This is a genomic window from Aliiglaciecola sp. (assembly GCF_039982535.1).
In the GTDB taxonomy this organism is placed as follows: domain Bacteria; phylum Pseudomonadota; class Gammaproteobacteria; order Enterobacterales; family Alteromonadaceae; genus Aliiglaciecola.
The window spans coordinates 376,103-397,730 of sequence record NZ_JBDWYG010000038.1; the positions used below are offsets into that span (position 1 = coordinate 376,103).

At 41.4% G+C, this 21,628-nt stretch carries 17 protein-coding genes; 4 read left to right on the forward strand and 13 right to left on the reverse strand.

Annotated elements, in window-relative coordinates:
• Positions 1-264: 264 nt before the first annotated feature.
• From ABJV04_RS10905 to ABJV04_RS10915, 3 genes are all read right to left on the reverse strand, one after another.
• Complete coding sequence (locus tag ABJV04_RS10905) at positions 265-585, reverse strand: EthD family reductase (protein WP_348491545.1); 321 nt, start codon at positions 583-585, stop codon at positions 265-267.
• Positions 586-790: 205 nt separating this feature from the next.
• Complete coding sequence (rraB, locus tag ABJV04_RS10910; protein ID WP_348491546.1) at positions 791-1,144, reverse strand: ribonuclease E inhibitor RraB; 354 nt, start codon at positions 1,142-1,144, stop codon at positions 791-793.
• Between the two features lie 35 nt (positions 1,145-1,179).
• Complete coding sequence (locus tag ABJV04_RS10915) at positions 1,180-1,905, reverse strand: 1-acylglycerol-3-phosphate O-acyltransferase (RefSeq protein ID WP_348491547.1); 726 nt, start codon at positions 1,903-1,905, stop codon at positions 1,180-1,182.
• A 217-nt stretch (positions 1,906-2,122) separates the two neighbouring features.
• On the opposite strand from ABJV04_RS10915, the gene ABJV04_RS10920 reads away from it, so the two are divergent.
• Positions 2,123-3,271: an HD domain-containing phosphohydrolase gene (locus ABJV04_RS10920; RefSeq protein WP_348491548.1), complete on the forward strand. Its 1,149-nt coding sequence runs from the start codon at positions 2,123-2,125 to the stop codon at positions 3,269-3,271.
• Between the two features lie 62 nt (positions 3,272-3,333).
• Here the strand turns inward: ABJV04_RS10920 and ABJV04_RS10925 are convergent, their stop codons facing one another.
• Positions 3,334-3,654, reverse strand: a complete 321-nt coding sequence (locus ABJV04_RS10925) for a DUF3718 domain-containing protein (RefSeq protein WP_348491549.1) — start codon at positions 3,652-3,654, stop codon at positions 3,334-3,336.
• Positions 3,655-4,237: 583 nt separating this feature from the next.
• On the opposite strand from ABJV04_RS10925, the gene ABJV04_RS10930 reads away from it, so the two are divergent.
• Positions 4,238-5,002 carry a choice-of-anchor H family protein gene (locus tag ABJV04_RS10930; RefSeq protein WP_348491550.1) on the forward strand — a complete coding sequence of 255 codons (765 nt, stop codon included), beginning with the start codon at positions 4,238-4,240 and terminating at the stop codon, positions 5,000-5,002.
• A gap of 81 nt (positions 5,003-5,083) precedes the next feature.
• Here ABJV04_RS10930 and ABJV04_RS10935 read toward each other — a convergent pair whose 3' ends face one another.
• From ABJV04_RS10935 to pepA, 4 genes are all read right to left on the reverse strand, one after another.
• On the reverse strand, positions 5,084-7,372 hold the full coding sequence (locus ABJV04_RS10935) for a multiheme c-type cytochrome (RefSeq protein WP_348491551.1): 2,289 nt from the start codon (positions 7,370-7,372) through the stop codon (positions 5,084-5,086).
• A 202-nt stretch (positions 7,373-7,574) separates the two neighbouring features.
• A complete protein-coding gene (locus ABJV04_RS10940) occupies positions 7,575-10,340 on the reverse strand; it encodes a valine--tRNA ligase (RefSeq protein ID WP_348491552.1) in 2,766 nt (921 codons plus the stop codon).
• Positions 10,333-10,791: a DNA polymerase III subunit chi gene (locus ABJV04_RS10945; protein WP_348491553.1), complete on the reverse strand. Its 459-nt coding sequence runs from the start codon at positions 10,789-10,791 to the stop codon at positions 10,333-10,335. Before ABJV04_RS10945 ends, ABJV04_RS10940 begins: the two co-directional genes overlap by 8 nt.
• Entirely contained in the window at positions 10,791-12,296 is a 1,506-nt protein-coding gene (pepA, locus tag ABJV04_RS10950; RefSeq protein ID WP_348491554.1) for a leucyl aminopeptidase, read from the reverse strand. The genes ABJV04_RS10945 and pepA overlap by 1 nt, the downstream gene beginning before the upstream one ends.
• A gap of 243 nt (positions 12,297-12,539) precedes the next feature.
• Here pepA and lptF point away from each other — a divergent pair, with 243 nt between their 5' ends.
• The gene (gene lptF / locus ABJV04_RS10955) at positions 12,540-13,637 is read left to right on the forward strand and encodes an LPS export ABC transporter permease LptF (RefSeq protein ID WP_348491555.1); all 1,098 of its coding nucleotides are present in this window, start codon (positions 12,540-12,542) and stop codon (positions 13,635-13,637) included.
• 2 nt (positions 13,638-13,639) lie between these two features.
• Positions 13,640-14,701 (forward strand): LPS export ABC transporter permease LptG, encoded by a 1,062-nt coding sequence (lptG, locus tag ABJV04_RS10960; protein WP_348491556.1) that lies wholly within the window; start codon positions 13,640-13,642, stop codon positions 14,699-14,701.
• 36 nt (positions 14,702-14,737) lie between these two features.
• On the opposite strand, the gene ABJV04_RS10965 is transcribed toward lptG, so the two are convergent.
• The 5 genes from ABJV04_RS10965 to ABJV04_RS10985 all read right to left on the reverse strand — a co-directional run bounded on the left by ABJV04_RS10965 (position 14,738) and on the right by ABJV04_RS10985 (position 21,510).
• Positions 14,738-16,066, reverse strand: coding sequence for an NCS2 family permease (locus ABJV04_RS10965; RefSeq protein WP_348491557.1), 1,329 nt, complete (start codon positions 16,064-16,066; stop codon positions 14,738-14,740).
• Positions 16,067-16,131: 65 nt separating this feature from the next.
• Positions 16,132-17,241 carry a purine nucleoside permease gene (locus tag ABJV04_RS10970; RefSeq protein ID WP_348491558.1) on the reverse strand — a complete coding sequence of 370 codons (1,110 nt, stop codon included), beginning with the start codon at positions 17,239-17,241 and terminating at the stop codon, positions 16,132-16,134.
• Between the two features lie 98 nt (positions 17,242-17,339).
• Entirely contained in the window at positions 17,340-19,781 is a 2,442-nt protein-coding gene (locus ABJV04_RS10975; RefSeq protein WP_348491559.1) for a TonB-dependent receptor, read from the reverse strand.
• A 366-nt stretch (positions 19,782-20,147) separates the two neighbouring features.
• On the reverse strand, positions 20,148-20,657 hold the full coding sequence (locus tag ABJV04_RS10980) for an RDD family protein (RefSeq protein ID WP_348491560.1): 510 nt from the start codon (positions 20,655-20,657) through the stop codon (positions 20,148-20,150).
• A gap of 121 nt (positions 20,658-20,778) precedes the next feature.
• Positions 20,779-21,510: a FadR/GntR family transcriptional regulator gene (locus ABJV04_RS10985; RefSeq protein ID WP_348491561.1), complete on the reverse strand. Its 732-nt coding sequence runs from the start codon at positions 21,508-21,510 to the stop codon at positions 20,779-20,781.
• Positions 21,511-21,628 lie beyond the last annotated feature (118 nt).

Sequence of the window (21,628 nt, forward strand, 5' to 3'; positions counted from 1 at the left end):
TAAGTCATTCCTAGGCTCTTTAGCCAATTTAATCCTTTTATGTAATAAGCCAACTCCTTGGGTTAGATAAAATCCATGGCCTAAAGGCCATGCTACAACTTCGCGACATAACCTGTAGGCGGGTGTTTTAACCCCGTAGGTATTCACATGCATCCCATGGCCTGAAGGCCATGCTACAAGCTTGCTGATTCCTTAAATAATACATAACCTGTAGACGGGTGTTTTAACCCCGCAGGTATTTTCGTATATTCCACGGCTTAGGAATTAAATGGCATCTTTTCCGGTTAATATCACCGGTGCACCGCCACTTGAAATACGAACTGCATCATTGGCAACTTCTTGCATCTCGGCACTTGCTAAGGTTTGTTGCAACATTTGTTCTGAGGAGAAAGGCATTGAAAACATTTGATAAAATGCCGATGGTGTGTCGGGGTGAGAATCGAATTTTGTAATTGTATAAGGTTTTACATCTGTGGGAATATTCATTTTTTCGTGGAGTAGGGCAATGTGTTCCGAGTAATCGTTTTCGAATTGAGCCACATTCTTAGGTTGAGGATAAAGAACCACTAGTTTAACTTCTGACATTATGCATTTCCTTTACAAGAATTGATCTGCAACGACAGTGTATACAGATTTTATATAGCTAAGGGCCTTTGCAACTATGACATCAAGTGGATTACAACTAAGTTGCTTTTGTCCTCAGCACGATTTACCCGCATAAAAGGCACTAAAATTTTGATTTTAGTGCCTTTTAATTTTATTAGACAGAGCTATTCAAAAAGTGGGTCGACTACTCGATAAAGTAAGTGCCCCAGCCGTCATAATGAATATTGTGCTTGTCGGCTATTTTTAATAGTGCATCTGTATCTTTGTTGATTAATTCAACATCTAACATTCTTTCCACAACGGCATCAAAGCAAAATACAGTGCCACCATCATCGAGCATTAGTTCTTCAGCGTCACCTACTTCAAAGCCTGCTTTGAAAGCATCAACGGCGGCCTTTTCTAGAACATCAAAATCTGAATGAGCAAAATGATACTCGATTGTGTGAGGTGCCTCTGCATTACTACCGTCTTCAATCAAGGCTTCTACTGTTTCTTGATTGAATTCGTACCACTCTTCTTTTTGCTCTGCATTGCTCATTGGCTATCCTTGGATTTCTTTACTATTGAAATAATCTATTTAAGTTCGTCGATTTGTGCAACTTGATTGTCAAGTTTAGCAATCTTGATTTTCATTGCGTCATGGATTTCTTTAGCCCATGCTTTTGCATCTAACTCTTTGTCAACTTTAACAGGTTCACTTAGATCTATCAGCAAGGTGCCGTTATTCCATCGGTTTAACTTTATTTTTTGATGTAAATTACTGGTACTTACCATGACGATAGGTTCGTTGACGGCTTGGGCAATTCTGAATGCTCCGGTTTTAAAGCTTAACAGCCCACGACCTCTGCTGCGTGTTCCTTCGGGAAAGAAGAATACGGATAGTTTTCGCTGATTAATTTTATCTATAGTCTGTTGCAAGGTATCTTTTGCTCTTCCGCTATTTTTGCGGTCGATTAAGATATTTCCCGATAACCAAAATAACCAACCGAAAATAGGAATAAAAACGAGGCTTTTTTTACCAACGCATACCACGCCTTTCTGCGCAGAAAGACAAACCGTTATGAGGTCGTAGCTATTTTGATGGTTTGCGACAAATACGAATGGACCACCATTTTTAACACTTTCAGGCACATTTACTTGTACCTTCAAGCCTATCATTACCGCAATCGCGCCATACACCTTGCCAATAACATGCACATTATTGCGGTGGAATGGACGGACTAAGCACATCAGTATCATTGCTAAGCTTGCAATAATAAAATAGCACAAAATAAATATTACTCGTCCTATAGCTAACACGTGTACTCTCAAATTAAAAATGGGCGGTGAGTATACAATGTTTCTGATTAATACCAAATTTTAACCTAATCTAAAGAGCCATCATTTGTAAAATTAACCGTGTTCATAGCAGTGCTTAATCTAGAAAGTAGTGATATCTTGTGTAGATACTATCTAGATGGTCGATAACTAAACGTTATTAATGAAATTGCGACTTTACTCGAGGTAAATTAAATTAATGCAGACCTTTACTCCTGATGAGCTTGATAATGATATCTTGAATGACTTGCTCGATGAAATTAATGAGCTTTATGAAGCCAGCGAGCAAACATTAATTGAGTTGGAACTTCGACCCGAAGACAACGAACTTCAGCGTTCATTATTTCGTTCGGTACACACGATTAAAGGGGATTTAGGTTTAGTTAGCTTTAAACCTATGTTGCCATTGCTGCAACATGTTGAAGACTTGCTCGATTATTTACGCAAAAACCAGATCCGATATACCAGTACCATGAGTGACCTAGTTTTACTGACTATGGATAGAGTGAAGATTTTTGTGGAAAGCTGTTTTGTAAATGGTTTTGCAGAGTACGATCCTGAGCTCTATCGTCTTTTGGTTAATCATGTAGCGAAAATCACGCCTGACAATACTGATTCCCATGAGCAACTACTTTCTGAAGCTGTTCTGTTGCTCAACCCTGAGTTAGATCACCGGGTTGCAGAAGTAATCGAAGAAGCAGCAGGTGAAACTACGCCAACGCGCTCAGTTACCCTTGCTAACACAGGAATTCCCAAAGGTTTAAGCAATGAAAAGCAAATGGATATTTTGTTTTTTAGAGAGCTAATGAAACCAATTGAAAGACGTTCAATGTATTGGCAAGGACGTGGAGATAGAATAGCCAAACTTGCTTTTTATATTAACAATATCGCCGGTAATCCCATTGAAGAAGATCAACTCGCGGTGGCTTGTTATGTACACGACTTTGGCATGGCTTTTATGCCACTCAGTATTTTGCACAAAGACGGTAAACTAACGGCCAATGAGTTTAATTTGGTGCGTTCTCATGTGTACAAAAGCTCTAGGTTATTAGAACACCTCGATCAGTGGAATAGTGCTCGAAAAATTGTTATGCAGCATCATGAGCGCATTGATGGGAGTGGCTATCCACTTGGTATAAAAGATAAAGATATTTGCGATGGTGCTAGGTTATTAGCGATTTTAGATAGTTTTGATGCAATAACTCATAGTCGCGCCTACACAGGCCATAATCAGCAGCCTAAAAAAAGAGCTGTAGTAGAAATTAATAGAGCCGCAGAAGGTCAATATTGTAAAACTTGGCTGGGGCATTTTAATCGTGGTATGTCAGCGTTGCTGACGAAAGGGTAAAAGAGTTTAAAGAAGATTTAGCAAGCTGGATTATTGTTTTCCAGCTTGCCTACTTACCCTCACTATTCAGCCTGTGCAGTGATGAATGAACCTACTTGCGTAGCGTTACGCTTTGCAGAGAATTCAACCAAAGATTGACCAGAACATGTAACATTGTTGTCTGCTAAGATACGCTTAAGTACACGCTTTCTAGAAGAACCCAACTCACCAACAAAACGGTTTAAAGATACTTTAAACAATTCAACGTCGTTATTTACTACGGCTTTACAAAATGATGCGTATTCTAAGTCACCAATAAATTTAACGCTTTCTGTAGAATCTGAAGCAGAAGCTGTGAATGGAACAGATAACGCAACTAATGTTGCTAATACTAACTTTTTCATAATGGACACCTATTTAATAATTAAACAATAAATTTTACGTCACTGATTACCTAACCAGTGATACTAATTGTAATTAAGTTTCAGTTTAATGTTGTTTTTTTACTGTATAGGTTTATTTAAAATTGTGTTACACGCTTCCCAATATAGTCACATTTAAGTGTAAGCTATTGTTTATTAGTTAGTTTATGTTTTTTGTATATATTAAAATGATATAGCTTTTAAGTTTTTTATATGAAAGTTGTATTGTAATTAAATTACAGAACTCCTTGTGGCCCTTGTTTAATGGGCACTTGTTAAAAGAATGCGCACTTTTTTACATAAAACGCTAGCTTTTGGGGAGGGAAGTAGCACTGCCACTGGTGGTAAATCAGTGTCTACTTTCAATTATTAGTAGTGAATCAGCATCAAAATATGCTTTAAGCTTCTTTTCGTAAGTGATTTAACTCCTTAGGTGCTGTTAATTCTATGCAGTGATGAGCTAATGAGGGTTAATTATTTCCAGTTAAGCATTCCTTCAGCTTTTATTCATCTTAACGACGTCACAATGTTTCTTAAATTAACAGGAACGTTTTTTGGAGTGGCTATGAGCCGATTTGTAATTACGAGTATTTATTCATTAATGTTTTCACTGGCTTCGTTTTCAGCGTTGAGTACGCAAAGTGATGAAATGGAAGCCATCAGTGTCACTTCTACCGAATCTCAGTATGGTTCAGTAATAGCTGAAGTGACCAAAAAGGGCGTGCCGGGCAGTGTAGAGAAACAATCTATGGAGTCAGTCTCTTTAGATAAATCAGAAACACATAAGTTACGCCAAGCAGCGTCGCCTTTAATCAAGCCACTGGATAGAGATCTACGTTTTGTTGAAGATGATCCAGATTTTTGGATATATGATGCTACCGTTTGGTTCGATATAGATCGCGACTCTGATGGTTATTACTCAGGCTTCACACTCGAATTTGATGCCGATACTATTTATACCGAAGCTCAAGTATACGCCCGCTTATATTTGGCAAGAGGTGATGTGTTTGAAGAGTACCATACCACTTCATTATTTTTTATAAACGGTGATTCAAGCTCTGATAGCTATGTTATCGAGAGTGACTTGCAAACAGGTTTCCCCCCTGGAGACTATGAATTGTTGATTGAACTGTATGACACCTATGACAATCGTCTAGTCGCGTTTTCAGACGGCTACAGTGATGCCGATTTAAGTTTACTGCCATTAGAGAGTCGCAGTTACGAAGAGCCACAAGTCATCATCGTGAATGAGCATGGCGGAAGTTTTGGATTTCTTACCTTGTTGTTAATACCTATACTAATGGGAAGAGTGTTTTTCGCAAAACGTTAGGTTCGGTGAGATTTCCAGGGAGGCTATGCCTCCCTTTTTTAGTTTGGAGTGTAGGGAAAAGACGACAACTTTGTTTGCTGTTTAATGGGCTAAGTTACTTTTTAATACCCATTGTTGCACTTGCGGATTATCAGGCATTAACCACCTTAGTTCCGCCAGCGCGGTTTTCATGGCGTTTTGGTTATTGCTCTTATCCGAGTATAAGGCCAATGAGTAAAGTAAGTTTGTTTGCTTAGGCCAGCGTTTATTGGCTTGCAAGAGCAAGTTTACGGCGTCATTAGTACGCTGAATTGAATCTAATGCCGTGGCGGCCACATAGGCGTAATAAGGTTGAGCATCACCTAACTCACTGGCTTTTACCAACCAATTCGTTGCTTTGTTATAATCTTTATTCCGTACCCAATACAAACCGTACTGGTGCAGTACATCAGCAAAATCACTGTGAATCTCGACGGCTCTTTGTAATAAGGCCAATTCTTTTTGTGGTTCACCCATTATTCGCCAATAATCAGCAAAAGCTAAGGTCACCGACGGCATATTTGGGGCGATGGTTTGTGCTTGTTCGAAGTGTTTTTGAGCAACTACAGTATCGCCTTGGGCTAATGACAATTGAGCAAGGGTTAACTGTGATGTGGGAAAGTCAGCTGTCAGCATTAATACAGATTTGTACTCATCCAAGGCTTCCGCCAGTTCCGGTAACATAGACTTGGGTAGTTGAGATAACCAAGGCGTAAGAATTGAGGTGGCATGGAAGCGTACTGATTTGACCGGATCTTGCAACAGCGGAGATAGGTATTGATAAGCTTGGTTCGGAGGCAGAAGTCGCAATACGTCTAAGGCTGCACGCCGCAACAAGGGGTCATCTGAATTAAGCTGTTGTAAGGCTACATTGACTGATTCTTGACTGGGTTGTTGATTAATTATTTGCAATAACTTACCACCAACCAGACCTGAGGTGTTAGGCAGTTGTTGCTGGGCAAATTTGATTTGTTGTTGACCTGAGAGCAGGTGAATCTGCGTCCAATGGGGCGCAGTTGGGGAAGTCTTGCTATTTTTGACCGCACCCAGTTCACTATCATTTCCAAGCCAGCTTTTAAGTTGCTTATCCACCCAAGTTAAGTCTTGTTGTTGATGACAGCTTAAACAAGCATTGGGAGAGTTAATCCGCGCCGATACTTCGGCATTTGGCAAGACAAAACTGTGATCTCGACGATCATCCACCTGCATATAGGTGCGTTCCGGCATATGGCAATTGACACATTGAGCACCTTGTTCATCGCTTTTATGATGGTGGTGTTCAGGTGTGTCGTAGGTATTTACACTGTGGCACTGGGTACAAGTTTGATTACCACTAAATTTTAATTTACCCGTATGAGGGTTGTGGCAATTAGAGCAAGTTACGCCTGCTTCGGCCATTTTACTTTGTAAAAAGGAACCCACCACAAAAACCTCATCTAATATTTGACCATCGTCAAAATACAAGTCAGGTGAGATTAAACTCAATGAATTAAGGTTGTGGTAGTCACTGGTGTTTTTGTCTACTTGGGTTTTATCTTCTATGGGAAGACGTCGAGAGTGACAATCTGCACACTGCTGCATAAATTGTTGGTTGCCACCGCTTATCAAGTTGGCAATAGGATCATTTTTGGCAAAACCAAAGACTGGTGGGTGCGCTAAAGCACTACTAAAGCCTTTATTACTGTCGAATTTTCCATTCTCTGCTTGGGACTGATGTTTTGCTGCGGGGCCATGACAACTTTCGCATCCTACTGTTGCCTCAGCAAACTGTGTGGCAAAACTATTGGTTTCGATTTGGTAGTTTTTCTCAAAGCCTGTGGTGTGACACTCAGCACAGCGACTATTCCAATTTTGAAAATGCCGCTGCCAAAAGAATGGGTGCTCATTATTAATTGATTCATCTGGTTGCAAGTGGTACCAATGCTGGCCACCCGATTCTTTAGGTCTCGCATCCCAAGCAATATTGAATGCTTGCATATGACCATTGCCGGTATCCAATATATATTGTTGCAGTGGGTCAAAACCGAAAGTGTAAATGACTGGAAAAGTTTGACGCTCTCCCTGTTTATTGGTTGTTTCAACAAAGTAGCTGTCATCTTTTGTGAAAAAACGCGTTTTTATATTATGAAACTCTACGGTTTTATTGGAAAAGTCACCTAAAACGGAAGTTGAGTTTGGTGTCTGCATGGCGTTGTGGTGATCTGAGCTTTGCCATTGTTGATGCTCTTCCTGGTGACAACTTTCACATGCATTTGAACCTATATATTCTTGAGCTATTGATTCTGCCGTGCAGTTTGCTGTGAATATACAGGAGATGACGAGAACAAAAAAAACGTTTTTAATTAAATACATATGCTCTTTACTGATAACTTAAAAGGTATGGAAAGGTATTTCCAGAAGGTTTTAACGACTCATGCCAGAATTGTTATAGTTTATAGCAAAAGCGTGCAAAGTTGTTAACAATTTGCAAGTGGTAAGGTGTGTAATGATGGGTATTGCTAGGCTAAATAAAAAGCGCCCGAATTAACGGGCGCTGTTGTTTTAAAGGTATCGCTTACAAAGCTTGAATGGTTTCTTTTTGCTCATTCAATTTGTTGATTTGCATTTGGAAATCTTCCAATTTCGCTTTTTCTTTATTGATAACCGCTTCAGGGGCATTGCTCACAAACTTTTCGTTACTAAGTTTGCCTTGAGTGCGAGCGAAGTCTTTTTCGATTTTATCCAAAGCTTTGGCTATTCGTGATAGCTCAGCATCTTTATCGATTAAACCTGCCATGGGGATCAAAATTTCCATCTCACCCACAAGGGCGGTCGCTGAGGCTGGGGCTTTATCGTCAGCTTCTAACTGAGTAATGCTTTCAAGTTTTGCCATTTTGGCTAAGAAGCTTTGACTCAGATCTAAGCGAGATTGGTCTTTATCACTGACATTTTTTAACAACACATTCAGTGGCTTATTGGGAGAGATATCCATTTCACCACGAATGTTGCGGATGCCTACAATAAAGCTTTTTACCCATTCAATATCGGCTAGAACAGCATCATTTTGACGGCTAGTATCGACTTCTGGGAATGGCCTTTCCATAATGCTATCACCTTCAAGTCCACACAAAGGTGCCACTCTCAACCATATTTCGTCGGTAATAAATGGCATGATGGGATGCATTAAACGTAATAAGCTTTCCAGCACATTAATCAATGTATGACGGGTACCGCGTTTCTGGGCATCAGAACTGGTTTCAGCATTAAGAACAGGTTTAGATAATTCCAAGTACCAATCACAGAATTGATTCCAAGTGAACTCATACACGGCTTGGGCAGCAATATCAAAACGGTAATCTTTAATCGCCGACTCAAATTCACTCAAGGTTTGTTGGAAACGTGCCCAAATCCACTTATCGGCAAGGCTCAACTCCATCTCACCACCATTGATACCGGTATCTTGCTCTTCGGTGTTCATCAATACAAAACGTGATGCATTCCACAATTTGTTGCAGAAGTTACGGTAGCCTTCCACTCTGCCCATATCAAAGTTGATATCTCTGCTGGTGGAAGCCATGGCGGCAAAGGTGAAACGCAATGCATCGGTTCCATAAGCATTAATGCCATCAGGGAATTGTTTGCTGGTGCGTTTGGTTATGGCCTTGGCCTTTTGAGGCTGCATCATGCCGGCAGTGCGTTTTTCTAGCAATGCATCCAAAGTAATACCGTCAATCAAATCGATAGGGTCAAGTACGTTCCCTTTCGATTTAGACATTTTATCCCCTTGCTCATCGCGAATAAGCCCGGTGATATAGATTTCTTTGAAAGGAATTTTGCCAGTGAATTTTTTGGTCATCATAATCATTCTGGCTACCCAGAAAAATATAATGTCAAAACCAGTTACCAGCACTGAACTTGGTACGAAGGTTTCTAATTCTGGCGTTTCTTTTGGCCAACCCATAGTGGCAAATGGCCAAAGAGCAGATGAGAACCAGGTATCCAATACGTCTTCATCTTGACGTAAGTTAACCTCAGCGCCCAAGTTATGTTTTTCGCGGACTTCTGCTTCGTTGCGACCAACGTAAATTCCACCTTTGTCGTCGTACCATGCAGGAATTCTATGTCCCCACCACAGTTGACGTGAAATACACCAATCTTGGATGTTATACATCCACTGGTAATAGGTTTTGTTCCAGTTTTCAGGAACAAATTTAATTTCACCACTTTCTACCGCTTCAATGGCTGGCTTGGCTAAAGATTCAACAGCCACGTACCATTGGTCGGTTAGGTAAGGTTCAATTACCGCACCTGTGCGGTCGCCTCTGGGTACTTTAAGTTTGTGATTTTCTACTTTTACCAATACTTCAGACGCTTCTAAGTCAGCAACAATTTGTTTGCGTGCATCGAAACGATCAAGTCCTTGGTACTGCTCTGGCGCGACATCATTAACTTTCGCATCGGCAGTAAAAATATTAATCATTTCCAGGTTATGACGTTTACCCATGTCATAATCGTTAAAATCATGGGCTGGCGTAATTTTTACACAACCAGTACCAAATTCCGGATCCACATAGTCATCGCTGATGATTGGGATCTCGCGACCTGTTAACGGTAGCGTGATGGTTTTACCGATAAAGCTTTGATAACGCTCATCATCAGGGTGCACGGCTACGGCGGTATCGCCAAGCATTGTTTCTGGTCTGGTTGTAGCGACAATAAGTTCACCACTGCCATCTGTAAGCGGATAACGCATGTGCCACATGAAGCCATCTTCTTCTTCATTTAACACTTCTAAGTCAGATACCGCAGTGTGTAATACTGGATCCCAGTTAACCAAGCGCTTGCCTCGATAGATAAGGCCTTCTTCGTGTAATTTAACGAACACTTCCTGCACTGCTTCAGACAGATCAGGGTTCATGGTAAAGGCTTCTCTCTCCCAGTCTGGAGAGGTTCCTAAACGACGCATTTGCTGGGTAATATTGCCACCGGACTCTTCTTTCCAATCCCAGATTTTTTCCACAAAAGCTTCGCGGCCTAAATCATGACGAGTTTTTCCTTGAGCGTTCAATTGACGCTCAACAACCATTTGTGTTGCTATTCCAGCGTGGTCTGTTCCACATTGCCAAAGTGTGTTGTCGCCTTTCATACGGTGATAACGGATTAATGAATCCATAATCGTATGTTGAAACGCATGGCCCATATGGAGGTTACCCGTGACGTTTGGGGGCGGTAACAAAATACAGTAAGGGTCACCTTTTCCGCTGGCCTTAAAATAGCCTTTTTCTTCCCATAGTTGGTAACGGGCTTGTTCGATATTCTGTGGACTAAAAGTCTTATCCATGTTGATTCTCATTAATGCTACTAGCGGGCAGGTTATGCATAGTTAAGCCTGCAGCGCGGTATTGTTTATATCTTTCTCGAGCCTGTTGTTTAGCGGTTTCTTCGGTAGGCACAAAGTCAAAAATTTGTTTGCAGCGTTGAGTATCGCTGGGCACTTTGCTTCCTAGATTGATAACCACAGGCCTATTGGCAGAATTATTGACTTGCCAGCAGATTTCCACTGGCGCACCACCATTAGGGCCTTCTCCACTTAAATTATGGGGAACAAACGCATCTAGAGGTTGTTGCCAAAGAAGCTCGTCAAACGCTTCCGCTGCTTTTTTATCATCACAGATAATTAAGCAGCGGCGTTTATTACGATAGCTTTTTGCAGCTAATTCACAGGCGGTTAACCAGTGTGCTGGATGCTCTTCATCAGCTTTTTCTAGCATGTAAAAAGTAACATCAGTCATTACTCTTCAGTTTCCAATCCTGCGCGGTTCATTAAAAACTGAGTCATCATAGGTACAGGTCTGCCTGTGGCACCTTTATTTTTACCACTGCGCCAAGCCGTACCGGCAATATCCATATGCGCCCAATTATATTTTTTGGTGAAGCGAGATAAGAAGCAAGCAGCAGTAATAGTTCCAGCCGCACGTCCACCTAGGTTGGTCATATCGGCAAAGGGGCTATCTAATTGTGATTGATATTCATCCCACAGTGGTAAACGCCACGCTTTGTCACCACTTTGCTCTGAGGCATTAATTAGCTCGTGAGCAAGAGGGTTGTGATTACTTAGTACCGCAGATGCATGGGCACCTAAAGCGACGATACAGGCACCGGTTAACGTTGCCATATCAACCACTAATTCAGGATCAAACCTTTCAACATAGGTCAATGCATCACATAACACTAAACGACCTTCTGCATCGGTGTTAAGCACTTCTACAGTTTGACCTGACATGGTAGTTAAAATATCACCGGGTCGATAAGCATTGGCATCTGGCATGTTTTCACAACCAGCTAAAACACCAATCACATTCAGTGGAATATTCAGATCAGCAATGGCATGCATAGTTCCTAACACGCCAGCAGCTCCGCCCATGTCATATTTCATTTCGTCCATGCCTTCGCCAGGCTTAATTGAAATACCACCTGAATCGAAGGTCAGTCCTTTACCTACTAACACAACAGGTGCTTGATCTTTAGGGCCGCCGTTATGATGTATAATTGTCATAATGGATTCGTTTACTGAACCACGACCTACGGCAAGATAAGAGTTCATTTCCAACTCTGCCATTTGCGCTTCGTTAACGGATTCTATTTTGACACTGTCGTATTGGTTCTCTAATATTTTTGCTTGTTCCAAAAGATAAGCTGGATTACAAATATTAGGAGGCATATTCGCCACATCTCTGGTGGTTTTCATACCCGCTGAAATAGCCAAACCGTGTTCAACTGCGCGTTCGCCCACGGGTAATTCACGTCGAGTTGGCACATTAAAAACCATTTTACGCAATGGACGACGAGGTTCGCCTTTTTTGGTTTTAAGCTGCAAGAAAGTGTAAAGAGAGTCTTGAGTCGTTTCTACGGCTTGTCGAACTTTCCAGTAAACATCGCGCCCTTTTACATGGAGCTCACTTAAGAAACATACGGCTTCCATTGAGCCTGTTTCGTTCAGTGTTTTGATGGTTTTATCAATGATTTGTTTATATTGACGTTCGTCTAGCTCACGTTCTTTTCCGCAACCAACTAATAAAACTCTTTCACTTAAAATATTGGGTACATGATGGAGAAGTAGCATTTGTCCTGCTTTACCTTCCAAATCACCCCGTCTTAACAGGTTACTAATATAACCTTCGCTAATTTCGTCTAATTGTTCTGCTACTGAGGTTAAACGTCGAGGTTCAAATACACCGACGACTATACAAGCGCTGCGTTGCTTTTCAGGGCTACCGCTTTTTACGCTAAATTCCATGCTAATTCCTCATCGTAATCGAAGTAACTGATAGGCGGTTATCAAAATAACTAACGGCTATCAGTTAGCATTATATTTTCAGGATTTACTGCCTTTTCACTATTGCCTGGCAGAGTCGAAGAAATTCAAGTCCAAGAGTGGCTTTATTTAAAGTCATTCATACATTAAACTTGTCAAAACACTAAGTTTACTTAAAAATTCGCATCATGCCACTAAAAAAGCGACTTTTACCTTGGACAAAAAGTGCTGATATTCCGTTATTTACTTAAAGAAACCGTAAAGTCACAGCTGGCTGTGTTTCTTGTCATTATGGCTATTTTTCTCACACGTAATTTCGTGCGGGTGTTGGCAGACGCCTCTGACGGCGAAATTCCTGCTAGTTTAGTATTGGGCTTTCTCGCCTTAAGTACCCCTTATTTAGCCTCGTTGATACTTCCTTTAAGTTTGTTTTTAGGGGTGATGTTAGCCCATGGACGAATGTACGTAGACAGCGAAATGTCGGTGATGCGGGCCTGCGGTATCAGTGAGTGGTACATTACCCGAGTGATGTTAGTGTTGTCGGTGTTTATGTTAGTCGTCACCGCAACCTTAACCTTATGGTTGGCTCCGTTATCAGTTGAAAGTGAATATCAGTTACAAGAAAAGGCTGGAGCTGAAAGTGGTTTAACAGCCCTAATCGCTGGGCGTTTTCAAGAAACCGCTAATCGAAAAGCGGTGATGTTTGTGCATAATATTGATTCTGATAATGCTTCACTAAATAAAGTGTTTTTAGCCCAGCATGATAAAACTGACGAGCAGGGTGTGCATATTGTGTATTCACAAAAAGGGCTGGTGAGTCTGGATGCCGAGGGTTCTCAGCAACTAATTTTGCAACAAGGGGTTCAATACGAAGGCAAAAGAGGCCAGTTGGATTACCGTGTGGTTGAATTCGATCAGTATCAAATTGAGATTTCAGAGCGCGAAGCGGAACAAAAACGTCGTAAAATGACGGCTATTCCAACGTTAGATTTGTTGGATGATGACAGTATTGAGGCGATAGCCGAATTACAGTGGCGGATTGCTATCCCGTTGTCACTGCCTTTTCTTATTCTAATTGCTGTGCCCTTAAGCTCGGTCGATCCGCGACAAGGACGTTTTGGTAAAATGTTCCCGGCATTATTGCTCTACCTTGGGTACTTTATGTTGTTGATGGCCGGTCGAAAAGTGTTAGAAGATGGTAAAATCCCGCCGGCCTTCGGATTGTGGTGGGTACATGGCGTCGTGCTGGTAATTGGTGTAGCCCTAGTGGTTAAAGGACGTCCCATTGGAGTGCGGCTAAGAGCCGCAATGGGAAGAGGCTAAACATGCTACGTATTCTTGATATTTATATTGCCAGAACGTTACTCGGTACAACGGCTATAAGCTTGTCGGTACTTGTAGGTTTGAGTGCCTTAATTAAATTCGTAGAACAAATGAAAAGTGTCGGTCGTGGTAGTTACGACATGACCGCTGCTGGGATATATGTATTACTCAGTCTACCTAGAGAGTTAGAACAATTTTTCCCTATGGCGACCTTATTAGGTGGACTGATTGGGTTAGGTATTCTGGCGAGTAATTCGGAACTCGTCATTATGCAATCTGCCGGTTTATCACGCTGGAATATCACAGTTTCCGCCATGAAGACGGCGGTAGTTATGGTTGTGTTCGTTATGGCAATAGGTGAGTGGGTGGCTCCGGTGACTGAGGCTAAGGCTAAAGAAATACGAACTGAAGCTATATATGGCGGCAGTTTATACTCATCCGACAGTTTAGTGTGGGCCAAAGACGGTGATAACTTTGTCAGCATTGGCGAGGTGGTCGATAGTAATAACCTCATCGATATTAACGTTTATGAATTTGATGCTGATTTAAATCTTCGTCAAATTACCAGTGCAGAAAAAGCGGAGTTTGTGGATGATGTTTGGCGTTTAACTAACGTCGACTATACCTTTATTGGTGATAAAAAAATCCGTGGCCAAAATGTAAAAGTTGGCAGCTGGCAATCTACGCTTACGCCAGATAAGTTGAGTGTAGTAAGTGTTAAACCCGAGGCTTTGTCGATTCAAGGTCTTAATGGTTATGTTCAGTATTTACAAAATAATAGCCAAGACTCAGGTCGTTACAGCTTGGCATTTTGGCGTAAAATATTACAACCTGTTTCTATTGGTGTGATGTTGTTGTTAGCGTTGTCATTTGTATTTGGTCCGTTGCGCAGTGTGACAATGGGAGCAAGGGTAATCATGGGGGTCTTAGCTGGCTTTGCGTTTTTTATTAGCAATGAAACCTTTGGAACATTTAGCTTAGTTTTTCAACTGCCGCCTTTCCTTGGAGCTATCACGCCGAGTCTGGTATTTGCTGCGATTGCAGGCTTTTTACTTCGACGTTAGGCCCCAAAAATAGGCTGACAGTTGAGAGTCTGTTATTTATTTTATGTTAAATATATAACGTAATAAAAAGATAGCCGCCATAATGTATGTAAGCATAGATATTTGTTTATATTTCCCCATGCCCAGGTTCACCCCAACATAAGTAATAAAGCCTAAAGCGATACCTTCACTAATACTAAAAGTTAGGGGCATCGCCAGCAGTGCCACTGTCGCCGTTGCTAATGAAGGTAGGTCGTCAAAATCTACTTGTCGAATTGACTCCATCATAAATATGCCCACCATCACTAGTGCTGGAGTTGTAGCCATTACCGGTATGACGACCATTAGTGGGGTGAAAAATAGAGCTAAAACGAAACACACACCCACTACAACTGCAGTAAGGCCAGTTCGCCCGCCTGCTGACACTCCTGAGGCTGACTCAACGTATGAGGTGACTGGTGATGTTCCCAACGTTGCCCCAACTACACTAGCAGCCGCATCGGCTGTCATAGCACTTCCCATTTTGGGTAACTCACCTTTGCTATCGAGTAAGTTGGCTTTACGTGACACGCCAATCAAAGTGCCTATGGTATCGAACATATTCACAAACAGCAGGGCGAATATTAAATCCCAGGTGTGTGCGAAATTTTCTATGGGATACATAATATCCATAGCAAAAAACGTCGAGGATATACTCTCCGGTAAGCCTATAATTCCCGTGGGCGTTGGGGTTAACATACCTTCGCCATAGGGAATGAAAGCACCAATAATCGCTAGACCAATCACAGAGATTAAAATAGCCCCTGTGACATTCTTTGCCACTAATATTATGGTTCCAACTATGCCCACTAATGCGAGTAGGGTGACGGGTTGAGAAAGATCCCCAAGTGATACTAAAGTGGCTGGGTTATCGATAATTAGACCGGCATTTTTCAACCCAATAAATGCGATAAACAAGCCTATGCCGCATTGCACGCCTATTTTCAGGGCTGCGGGGATGGAGTCAGCGATTTTTTTGCGTATTCCTAATAACGACAGCAAAACAAATAAAATACCGTTCCAGAAGACAATGCCAAGGGCCGCTTCCCATGGGACTTCGCGAGTAATGCATATGGTAAACGCGAAGAAAGCGTTTAACCCCATACCCGGTGCCATAGCAATGGGGTAATTGGTCATGAAAGCCATTAACAAAGTGCCAATACAGGCCGCTAATGCGGTGACTGTAATTAGGCCAGCAACGGGCATACCAGATGCAGATAAAATGCTCGGATTAACCACCAATACATATGACATAGCAGCGAATGTCGTTAGCCCAGCTATGCATTCTGTCTTAAAGTTAGTGCTATGTTCCGATAGACTAAAAAAGCGCTCTAGAAGTGTATTCATTAAGTGATGTCTCTTTTTATTATATTTATTCTGATTTTTGTTAGCATATTTTTAGTATATTAAAATCAAGGGCTTGGTGGAGTTTGGCTATATATGTGCCAATCGTCAAGCAAGGCTTCTACAACGGTGCTGCCAACGGTATACGCCGACTCCAATGCCGAGCGCATACCAGCAAAACCTGCTTCACCACTTTCCATTGCTAAATTTTCCGCAGCGCTTAAACCTTCAGGTTGCATAGAATAGTTGCTACCAGTGCGTAGCACCATCACTCTGTCTCTATCGGCTTTGCCAATTCGGTGCAAATATTCTATCGCTTGCATTGTACCAGTGTCTTCCATACCAGAGCTGACGAAGTTACCCTCACCGTTAGTCCAATATTTAGTCCAGTCATTTGCCCATTTATTCAGGCGCTTTCCATGCCAAAAAGTAGATGCGGCAAGCTGGTCGCCTTTGAGCACGAAAGGTTTTCGTTGAGCATTGGCAAAACTGCTATATTTTTCACGTAACTCGGCCATTGCCGGGTAATCAGTTAATTGGATATCTTTAGTTAGGGAAAAGGCCCATTCAGTTAAACCAGGATTCAACTGATAAACTTCACCATTGGGATTATGTGGTGTATCTGAAGCGTGTTTGCTGTCTGGGTAAGGAGCTGTTGCGAATAACGGGAAATAGCCAGTAGACCATTCTTCGGGTATTTCTCTAGCGTCAATTTGGTGAGCGAGATCACCATCTACTAACCAAGTGGCCCATGCAGCAGAACCTATGGACGCGTCTGCGGGGTCAAAACCGGCTATACCAGCCACTAACCAGTAGGCTTTACTAAAATCAAAGCGAGGATCCAAGCCTAATGCCATAATAGCAGCAGTGGCTTTAGCTGTGCCCATGCCCGTGACAATTCCCATAACACCCGTGTCAGTGTTCATATAAATATCGTGATGGGAATGGGGAAAATCGAATTTTGTAGATAACTTCTGACCCGCTTTCCAGAGTTGGAATTCACCGGGTTTATCACCCTCATCCTCACCAATTTCAAACATAGTGACAACCACTACTTTAACTGCAATCGGCGCTGTTGAATTAGGTTCACTGTTATCGACAGTGCAAGCCGCCAATCCTAATATAGCGAAACTGAATATTGCGCTGCTAACTAATTTTTGGAGATTAATGCTAAACATTTGTCGATTCCTGTGAAAAGGGTAAATATGTCACAAAAACATATTTACCCCTATACCAATAAAGCGTTAATTAACTTATTTTTATGTTATTGCTAACATTAAAATTTATAGCTAAATTTCGCTTGGTAGTGTCTTGGTAACTCAGGCAATACAATTTGAGCACCAAACAGATCTGGGAAGTTTGCGCGATAGTATTTTTCATCCGTAAGGTTCTTAATGGATAAACTCGCTGTCCAGGTATCTGCATCGTAAACTACGCCCGCATTCACCAAGGTATACGCAGGTAACTCAACTGATTTAGAGAAACTTGAATAAGTTTCGTCAGCTCTAATTACACTTCCGTTTATAGCAAAACCGTTTTGGAAGTCATAGGTCGCGGTTGCGGTGTAGATGTTTTCTGGAATCCCTTGCTTACGGGCATCTTCTTTACTAGCACCGGCATCTATTAACGTTAAGCCGATTGGATTACCACCAAATACAAGTGATGGATCAGATAGGCTGGTAAGATCTTCAGCACCTAAGAAACCGAATAATGAACCACCATTTCCATTATTGTACGCAGTTAAGTTGTACACTTTCATGTTGGTATAACCAGCAGTTACAACTAACTGTTCATTTACAACCCAGCGTAATTCAAACTCAGTTCCTTTGTTTTCGGTCGTGGCATTTGTAACGATGGCTTGGGCATTGAAATCAGATCGTTCTTGTACATATGAAGATAACGCAAAATACAAGGTATCATCTAAGAACGAGCCTTTAATACCAATCTCTTTTAATTCAGATGTATCAAATGCACCGTTATATGAATTGCCCTCATCATCAATTAACTGACCATAGCCAATCTCAGCACCTTGACCGGCAATCACTGTAGCTTGTTCAGCAACAGTAATGTAAGGAATCAAACCAAAGCTTGTTTTATATGAAATACTAGTGTTCCAAGAGGTTCCACTGAAAGTATCTTCAGCAGTAACCACTGGGCCTTTTACTAGTAGTTTGTCACCGTGGCTAGTGGTTTCTACATCGATAGTGTCATAGCGAAGACCTAAAACGATATTAAGACCGAAATCCCAAGTTAAATCGGTCATCGCCGCAATGCCATAATCGATGTAATGACCTTCGTCATAGTTATCGTAATTATCGTCAATACGGGTGGCCAACTCACGTCTATCTAATGCAGTTGATTCCATGGTTAGATCGCGACGGTTGAAGTACTCATAGGTAAAGTCATCACCATGCAAGAATTGAGTGCGTCGAACAGACGGTGAAACTTGAAACTGTGCAAGTAGAGAGTCACTTTCGTATTCAGTGGAGAAAATCAATTTGTTTTCGAAAACAGAACTTTCATGGAATTGTGAGAAACCATAGGCATTTTCGTTGAGGTTTTCATATGCCTCATAAAACATTTGGTTTTTAATTTCCCAATCATTATCTGTGTAATAAATAATATCGAAATATAGAGTATCTACTGTGTTGGTTAGTACATCGTCGGCGGCGACTAATACTTGGTTACCGCTTAATGTTGTTGTGCCAGGGTTATCAAGCTGCATTAACTCAGTGGCGTCAGCATCGGTGAATGCTGGTGCAAATGCGTAGAAAAAGTTTTCTCCGGCTAGGTTTACAGCGCCATACTCTTCGTGGGAAATAGCACCTGAACCATCGGTATCAATGTTTTTAGCGGTACCGGTTATATAGGTTCCAGTGTCAATTAAATCCTGAGTTAAGCGGTTCCAACCAGCAACTTGGTTCCCGTCATAATCATGATGCATTCCACCAAACTCAAAGCGCAAGTTATCGGTTACGTCTATATTAAAGGACGCTTGTAATACGGTCTGATCGGTTGCTGAATTGTCATAATAGCTCCCCGAGTTTTCTACTTCACCATAAAGGTAGAAGCCCATTTTTTTATCGCCGATAGAAGCTGGTCCGCCTAATTCAGCAGTTAACACACTTTTATCCCAACTTCCCAATGTATATGAGAATGCACCTTTGTTTTCATCTAAATATTGGCCGCCGCTAGCGCGGGCAGATTTAGGGTTAAAGTTAAGGTATCCGCCAATTTTTGCTGGTCCGTAAATAGGAGAAGCTGGCCCTCTTACAATATCAATACTGCTTGAAGCTCCAATTGGAGTGGGGTAGTTTCCAGGGTTATCTAGGCGTTTAACACCCCGAAAATAGGCTTCACCTGGAGTTCCACGGACATCCAAAGAACCGGCAACACCAAAGAATGATTGGGTATAAGTTCCTGGTGCGAATGCAACTAATTCATCTATGTCTGATACAGCAAAACGCTCGAGTTGTTCATCACTAATTGTGGAGGCTGAACGAGGCGTTTCTAATATCGATTTACCAAAACCGAATACTGATTCCACATCTTGACCAGGTAGGCTGCCTAAAGAACCTGTAACCGAAATTCGCTCCACGCTTTCCGTTGCATCTTCTTCAGCTTCTTGAGCATATAAGTTTATTGGTTGCAAAGCCGCAAGACCAATAGCAATTCCCAATGCTAGAGGGTTTAACTTTTGTTTTTTATTATTTTTCATTGTGTGTTTCCTGGCTGTGTGTAATTCTTTTTCAATTAATTGATAATTATTTTTGTATCAATTAGTTAAGAGAGTTAGCACAAAAGATGCCAGTAAGTTGACCGGATGGTCAGTTTTTTGCGGTGATTTTAACTTTATGAAATATATAGATAATTTTTATTTATGGGGCTTTCGGGTTTTTATAAGAAGTAGAATGAGATTAAGTTGTGCACCACAAAAAGCATAAAAAATAATCATTGCACCATACTGAACATTTTACGCAGCTGAGGTGAAGGTGGATTTCTTTACCGGCGGGGCTGCGTAAGGGCTAGCGGCGGTAAATAAACTTCCATTTGTAGTGACTATTAGTGGTTCCACTTAGCTGGTTTAAAGTGATTTCCAAGCACGGTGGTGATTAGCATCTTTAGTTAGAACCAACATTTCAGTGCCTGCTAGTCTATCTTGCAAAGATTGTTTGTTTTTGACATCAAATAACACCAATAGCGTACCTAATCCACCCAGAGAAAATATAATCCGCATAAGTGCTCGGCCATAACCTAAGGGTTCATCAGTGGTGCTAAACAAACGCAAGCGCCAAGCTCGCATGCCAATGGTTTGCCCGCCGTTGCGCCAAAACCACAGAAAAAATACTAAAATCCAAAAACCAACCCAAATTTGCTCACTAATTTTGAACCATAGGGCATGATCGGTAAAATCCATGAAATGTTCAAAACCTTGATTAGCAATAACACCGTTTTCAAATAAGACTAAACCAATAACGGAATAAATCAGCCCTGCACACATACCAATAGCCACGGCAACTAGAATGTCATATATCATGGCTGCTAAGCGTTTAAAAAAGCCAGCGCGGGGAAAGTGTTGGGTAGTATCGGACATTTCAACCTAAATTGTTGTATTTCAAAGCGTGCATAAATTTTTCAGCATCAATTAGCCAGCAGTCATTTTGCTAACGCTTTAAATTAAAAATATATTCTACACGCGAGTAATGGAGCAGCGGTTAGCCTACCAAGTGAGTGAGTGAATACCTATCACGGGTTTCATTCGACTTTTTACGGACTTCTTCTAACGCTTCTGCTTCAGATATTTCAAATAATGAATTAATCAAACGATGGAAATGACCGTGCATAGCTGCTCTTGCTTCTTGCGAGTCATGATCTTTCAACGCTAGATAAATTCGTCTGTGTTCTTCGAGACGATCTTGAACACTGCTACTGCAAACACTCTTATAAGCGGTGACAATTTGAGGTTGAGATTCACGTAAAGTCCAATAATGCTGAATTGAATACAGTAAAGCGGTATTGCGTGTTGCTGTGGCAATAATTGAATGAAACTCACGGTCAGCAACTTCTGGTTCATCACCATTTTCCATTGCTTCCAATGTCTTCTCGAGTGCTTCTAGCTCCTTATCCGTAATTGATACGGCTGCTAGGGCAGCAGCTTCACCTTCAACCAAAGCTCTTGCTTGAGTAAGTTCAAAGGCACTTATTTTTGGTGTTGCCTGACCTTTCGATGCACTATCGATGACATACACACCTGAACTTACTTTAACTTCAACTCTACCTCTAACTTCTAATGCAATGATTGCTTCGCGTATAGTTGGGCGACTGACTTCAAAGTTCTCTGCTAATTCCCGTTCCGGAGGAAGGCGACTGCCCACAGGGTAGCGGCCAGCATCAATTTGAGATTCGATCTTACTTACAATCTGCCAAAACATACGACGATTTTTCATTTTCTAAATTTTTCCTGAAACAAAATTTTACAGCAAAGAACAAGTTCGTTAAGTCTGCACTAAATAATCCGTGAATTATACTCGCACTTAACTCCAAAACCAATTTGTATACTTAGCT

Excerpts from the sequence above, each read along its gene's own strand:
- ABJV04_RS10905 (WP_348491545.1), bottom strand. The coding sequence starts at position 585 with ATGTCAGAAGTTAAACTAGTGGTTCTTTATCCTCAACCTAAGAATGTG.
- rraB (WP_348491546.1), bottom strand. The coding sequence starts at position 1,144 with ATGAGCAATGCAGAGCAAAAAGAAGAGTGGTACGAATTCAATCAAGAA.
- ABJV04_RS10920 (WP_348491548.1), top strand. The coding sequence starts at position 2,123 with ATGCAGACCTTTACTCCTGATGAGCTTGATAATGATATCTTGAATGAC.
- ABJV04_RS10925 (WP_348491549.1), bottom strand. The coding sequence starts at position 3,654 with ATGAAAAAGTTAGTATTAGCAACATTAGTTGCGTTATCTGTTCCATTC.
- ABJV04_RS10930 (WP_348491550.1), top strand. The coding sequence starts at position 4,238 with ATGAGCCGATTTGTAATTACGAGTATTTATTCATTAATGTTTTCACTG.
- ABJV04_RS10935 (WP_348491551.1), bottom strand. The coding sequence starts at position 7,372 with ATGTATTTAATTAAAAACGTTTTTTTTGTTCTCGTCATCTCCTGTATA.
- ABJV04_RS10940 (WP_348491552.1), bottom strand. The coding sequence starts at position 10,340 with ATGGATAAGACTTTTAGTCCACAGAATATCGAACAAGCCCGTTACCAA.
- ABJV04_RS10945 (WP_348491553.1), bottom strand. The coding sequence starts at position 10,791 with ATGACTGATGTTACTTTTTACATGCTAGAAAAAGCTGATGAAGAGCAT.
- pepA (WP_348491554.1), bottom strand. The coding sequence starts at position 12,296 with ATGGAATTTAGCGTAAAAAGCGGTAGCCCTGAAAAGCAACGCAGCGCT.
- lptG (WP_348491556.1), top strand. The coding sequence starts at position 13,640 with ATGCTACGTATTCTTGATATTTATATTGCCAGAACGTTACTCGGTACA.
- ABJV04_RS10965 (WP_348491557.1), bottom strand. The coding sequence starts at position 16,066 with ATGAATACACTTCTAGAGCGCTTTTTTAGTCTATCGGAACATAGCACT.
- ABJV04_RS10970 (WP_348491558.1), bottom strand. The coding sequence starts at position 17,241 with ATGTTTAGCATTAATCTCCAAAAATTAGTTAGCAGCGCAATATTCAGT.
- ABJV04_RS10975 (WP_348491559.1), bottom strand. The coding sequence starts at position 19,781 with ATGAAAAATAATAAAAAACAAAAGTTAAACCCTCTAGCATTGGGAATT.
- ABJV04_RS10980 (WP_348491560.1), bottom strand. The coding sequence starts at position 20,657 with ATGTCCGATACTACCCAACACTTTCCCCGCGCTGGCTTTTTTAAACGC.
- ABJV04_RS10985 (WP_348491561.1), bottom strand. The coding sequence starts at position 21,510 with ATGAAAAATCGTCGTATGTTTTGGCAGATTGTAAGTAAGATCGAATCT.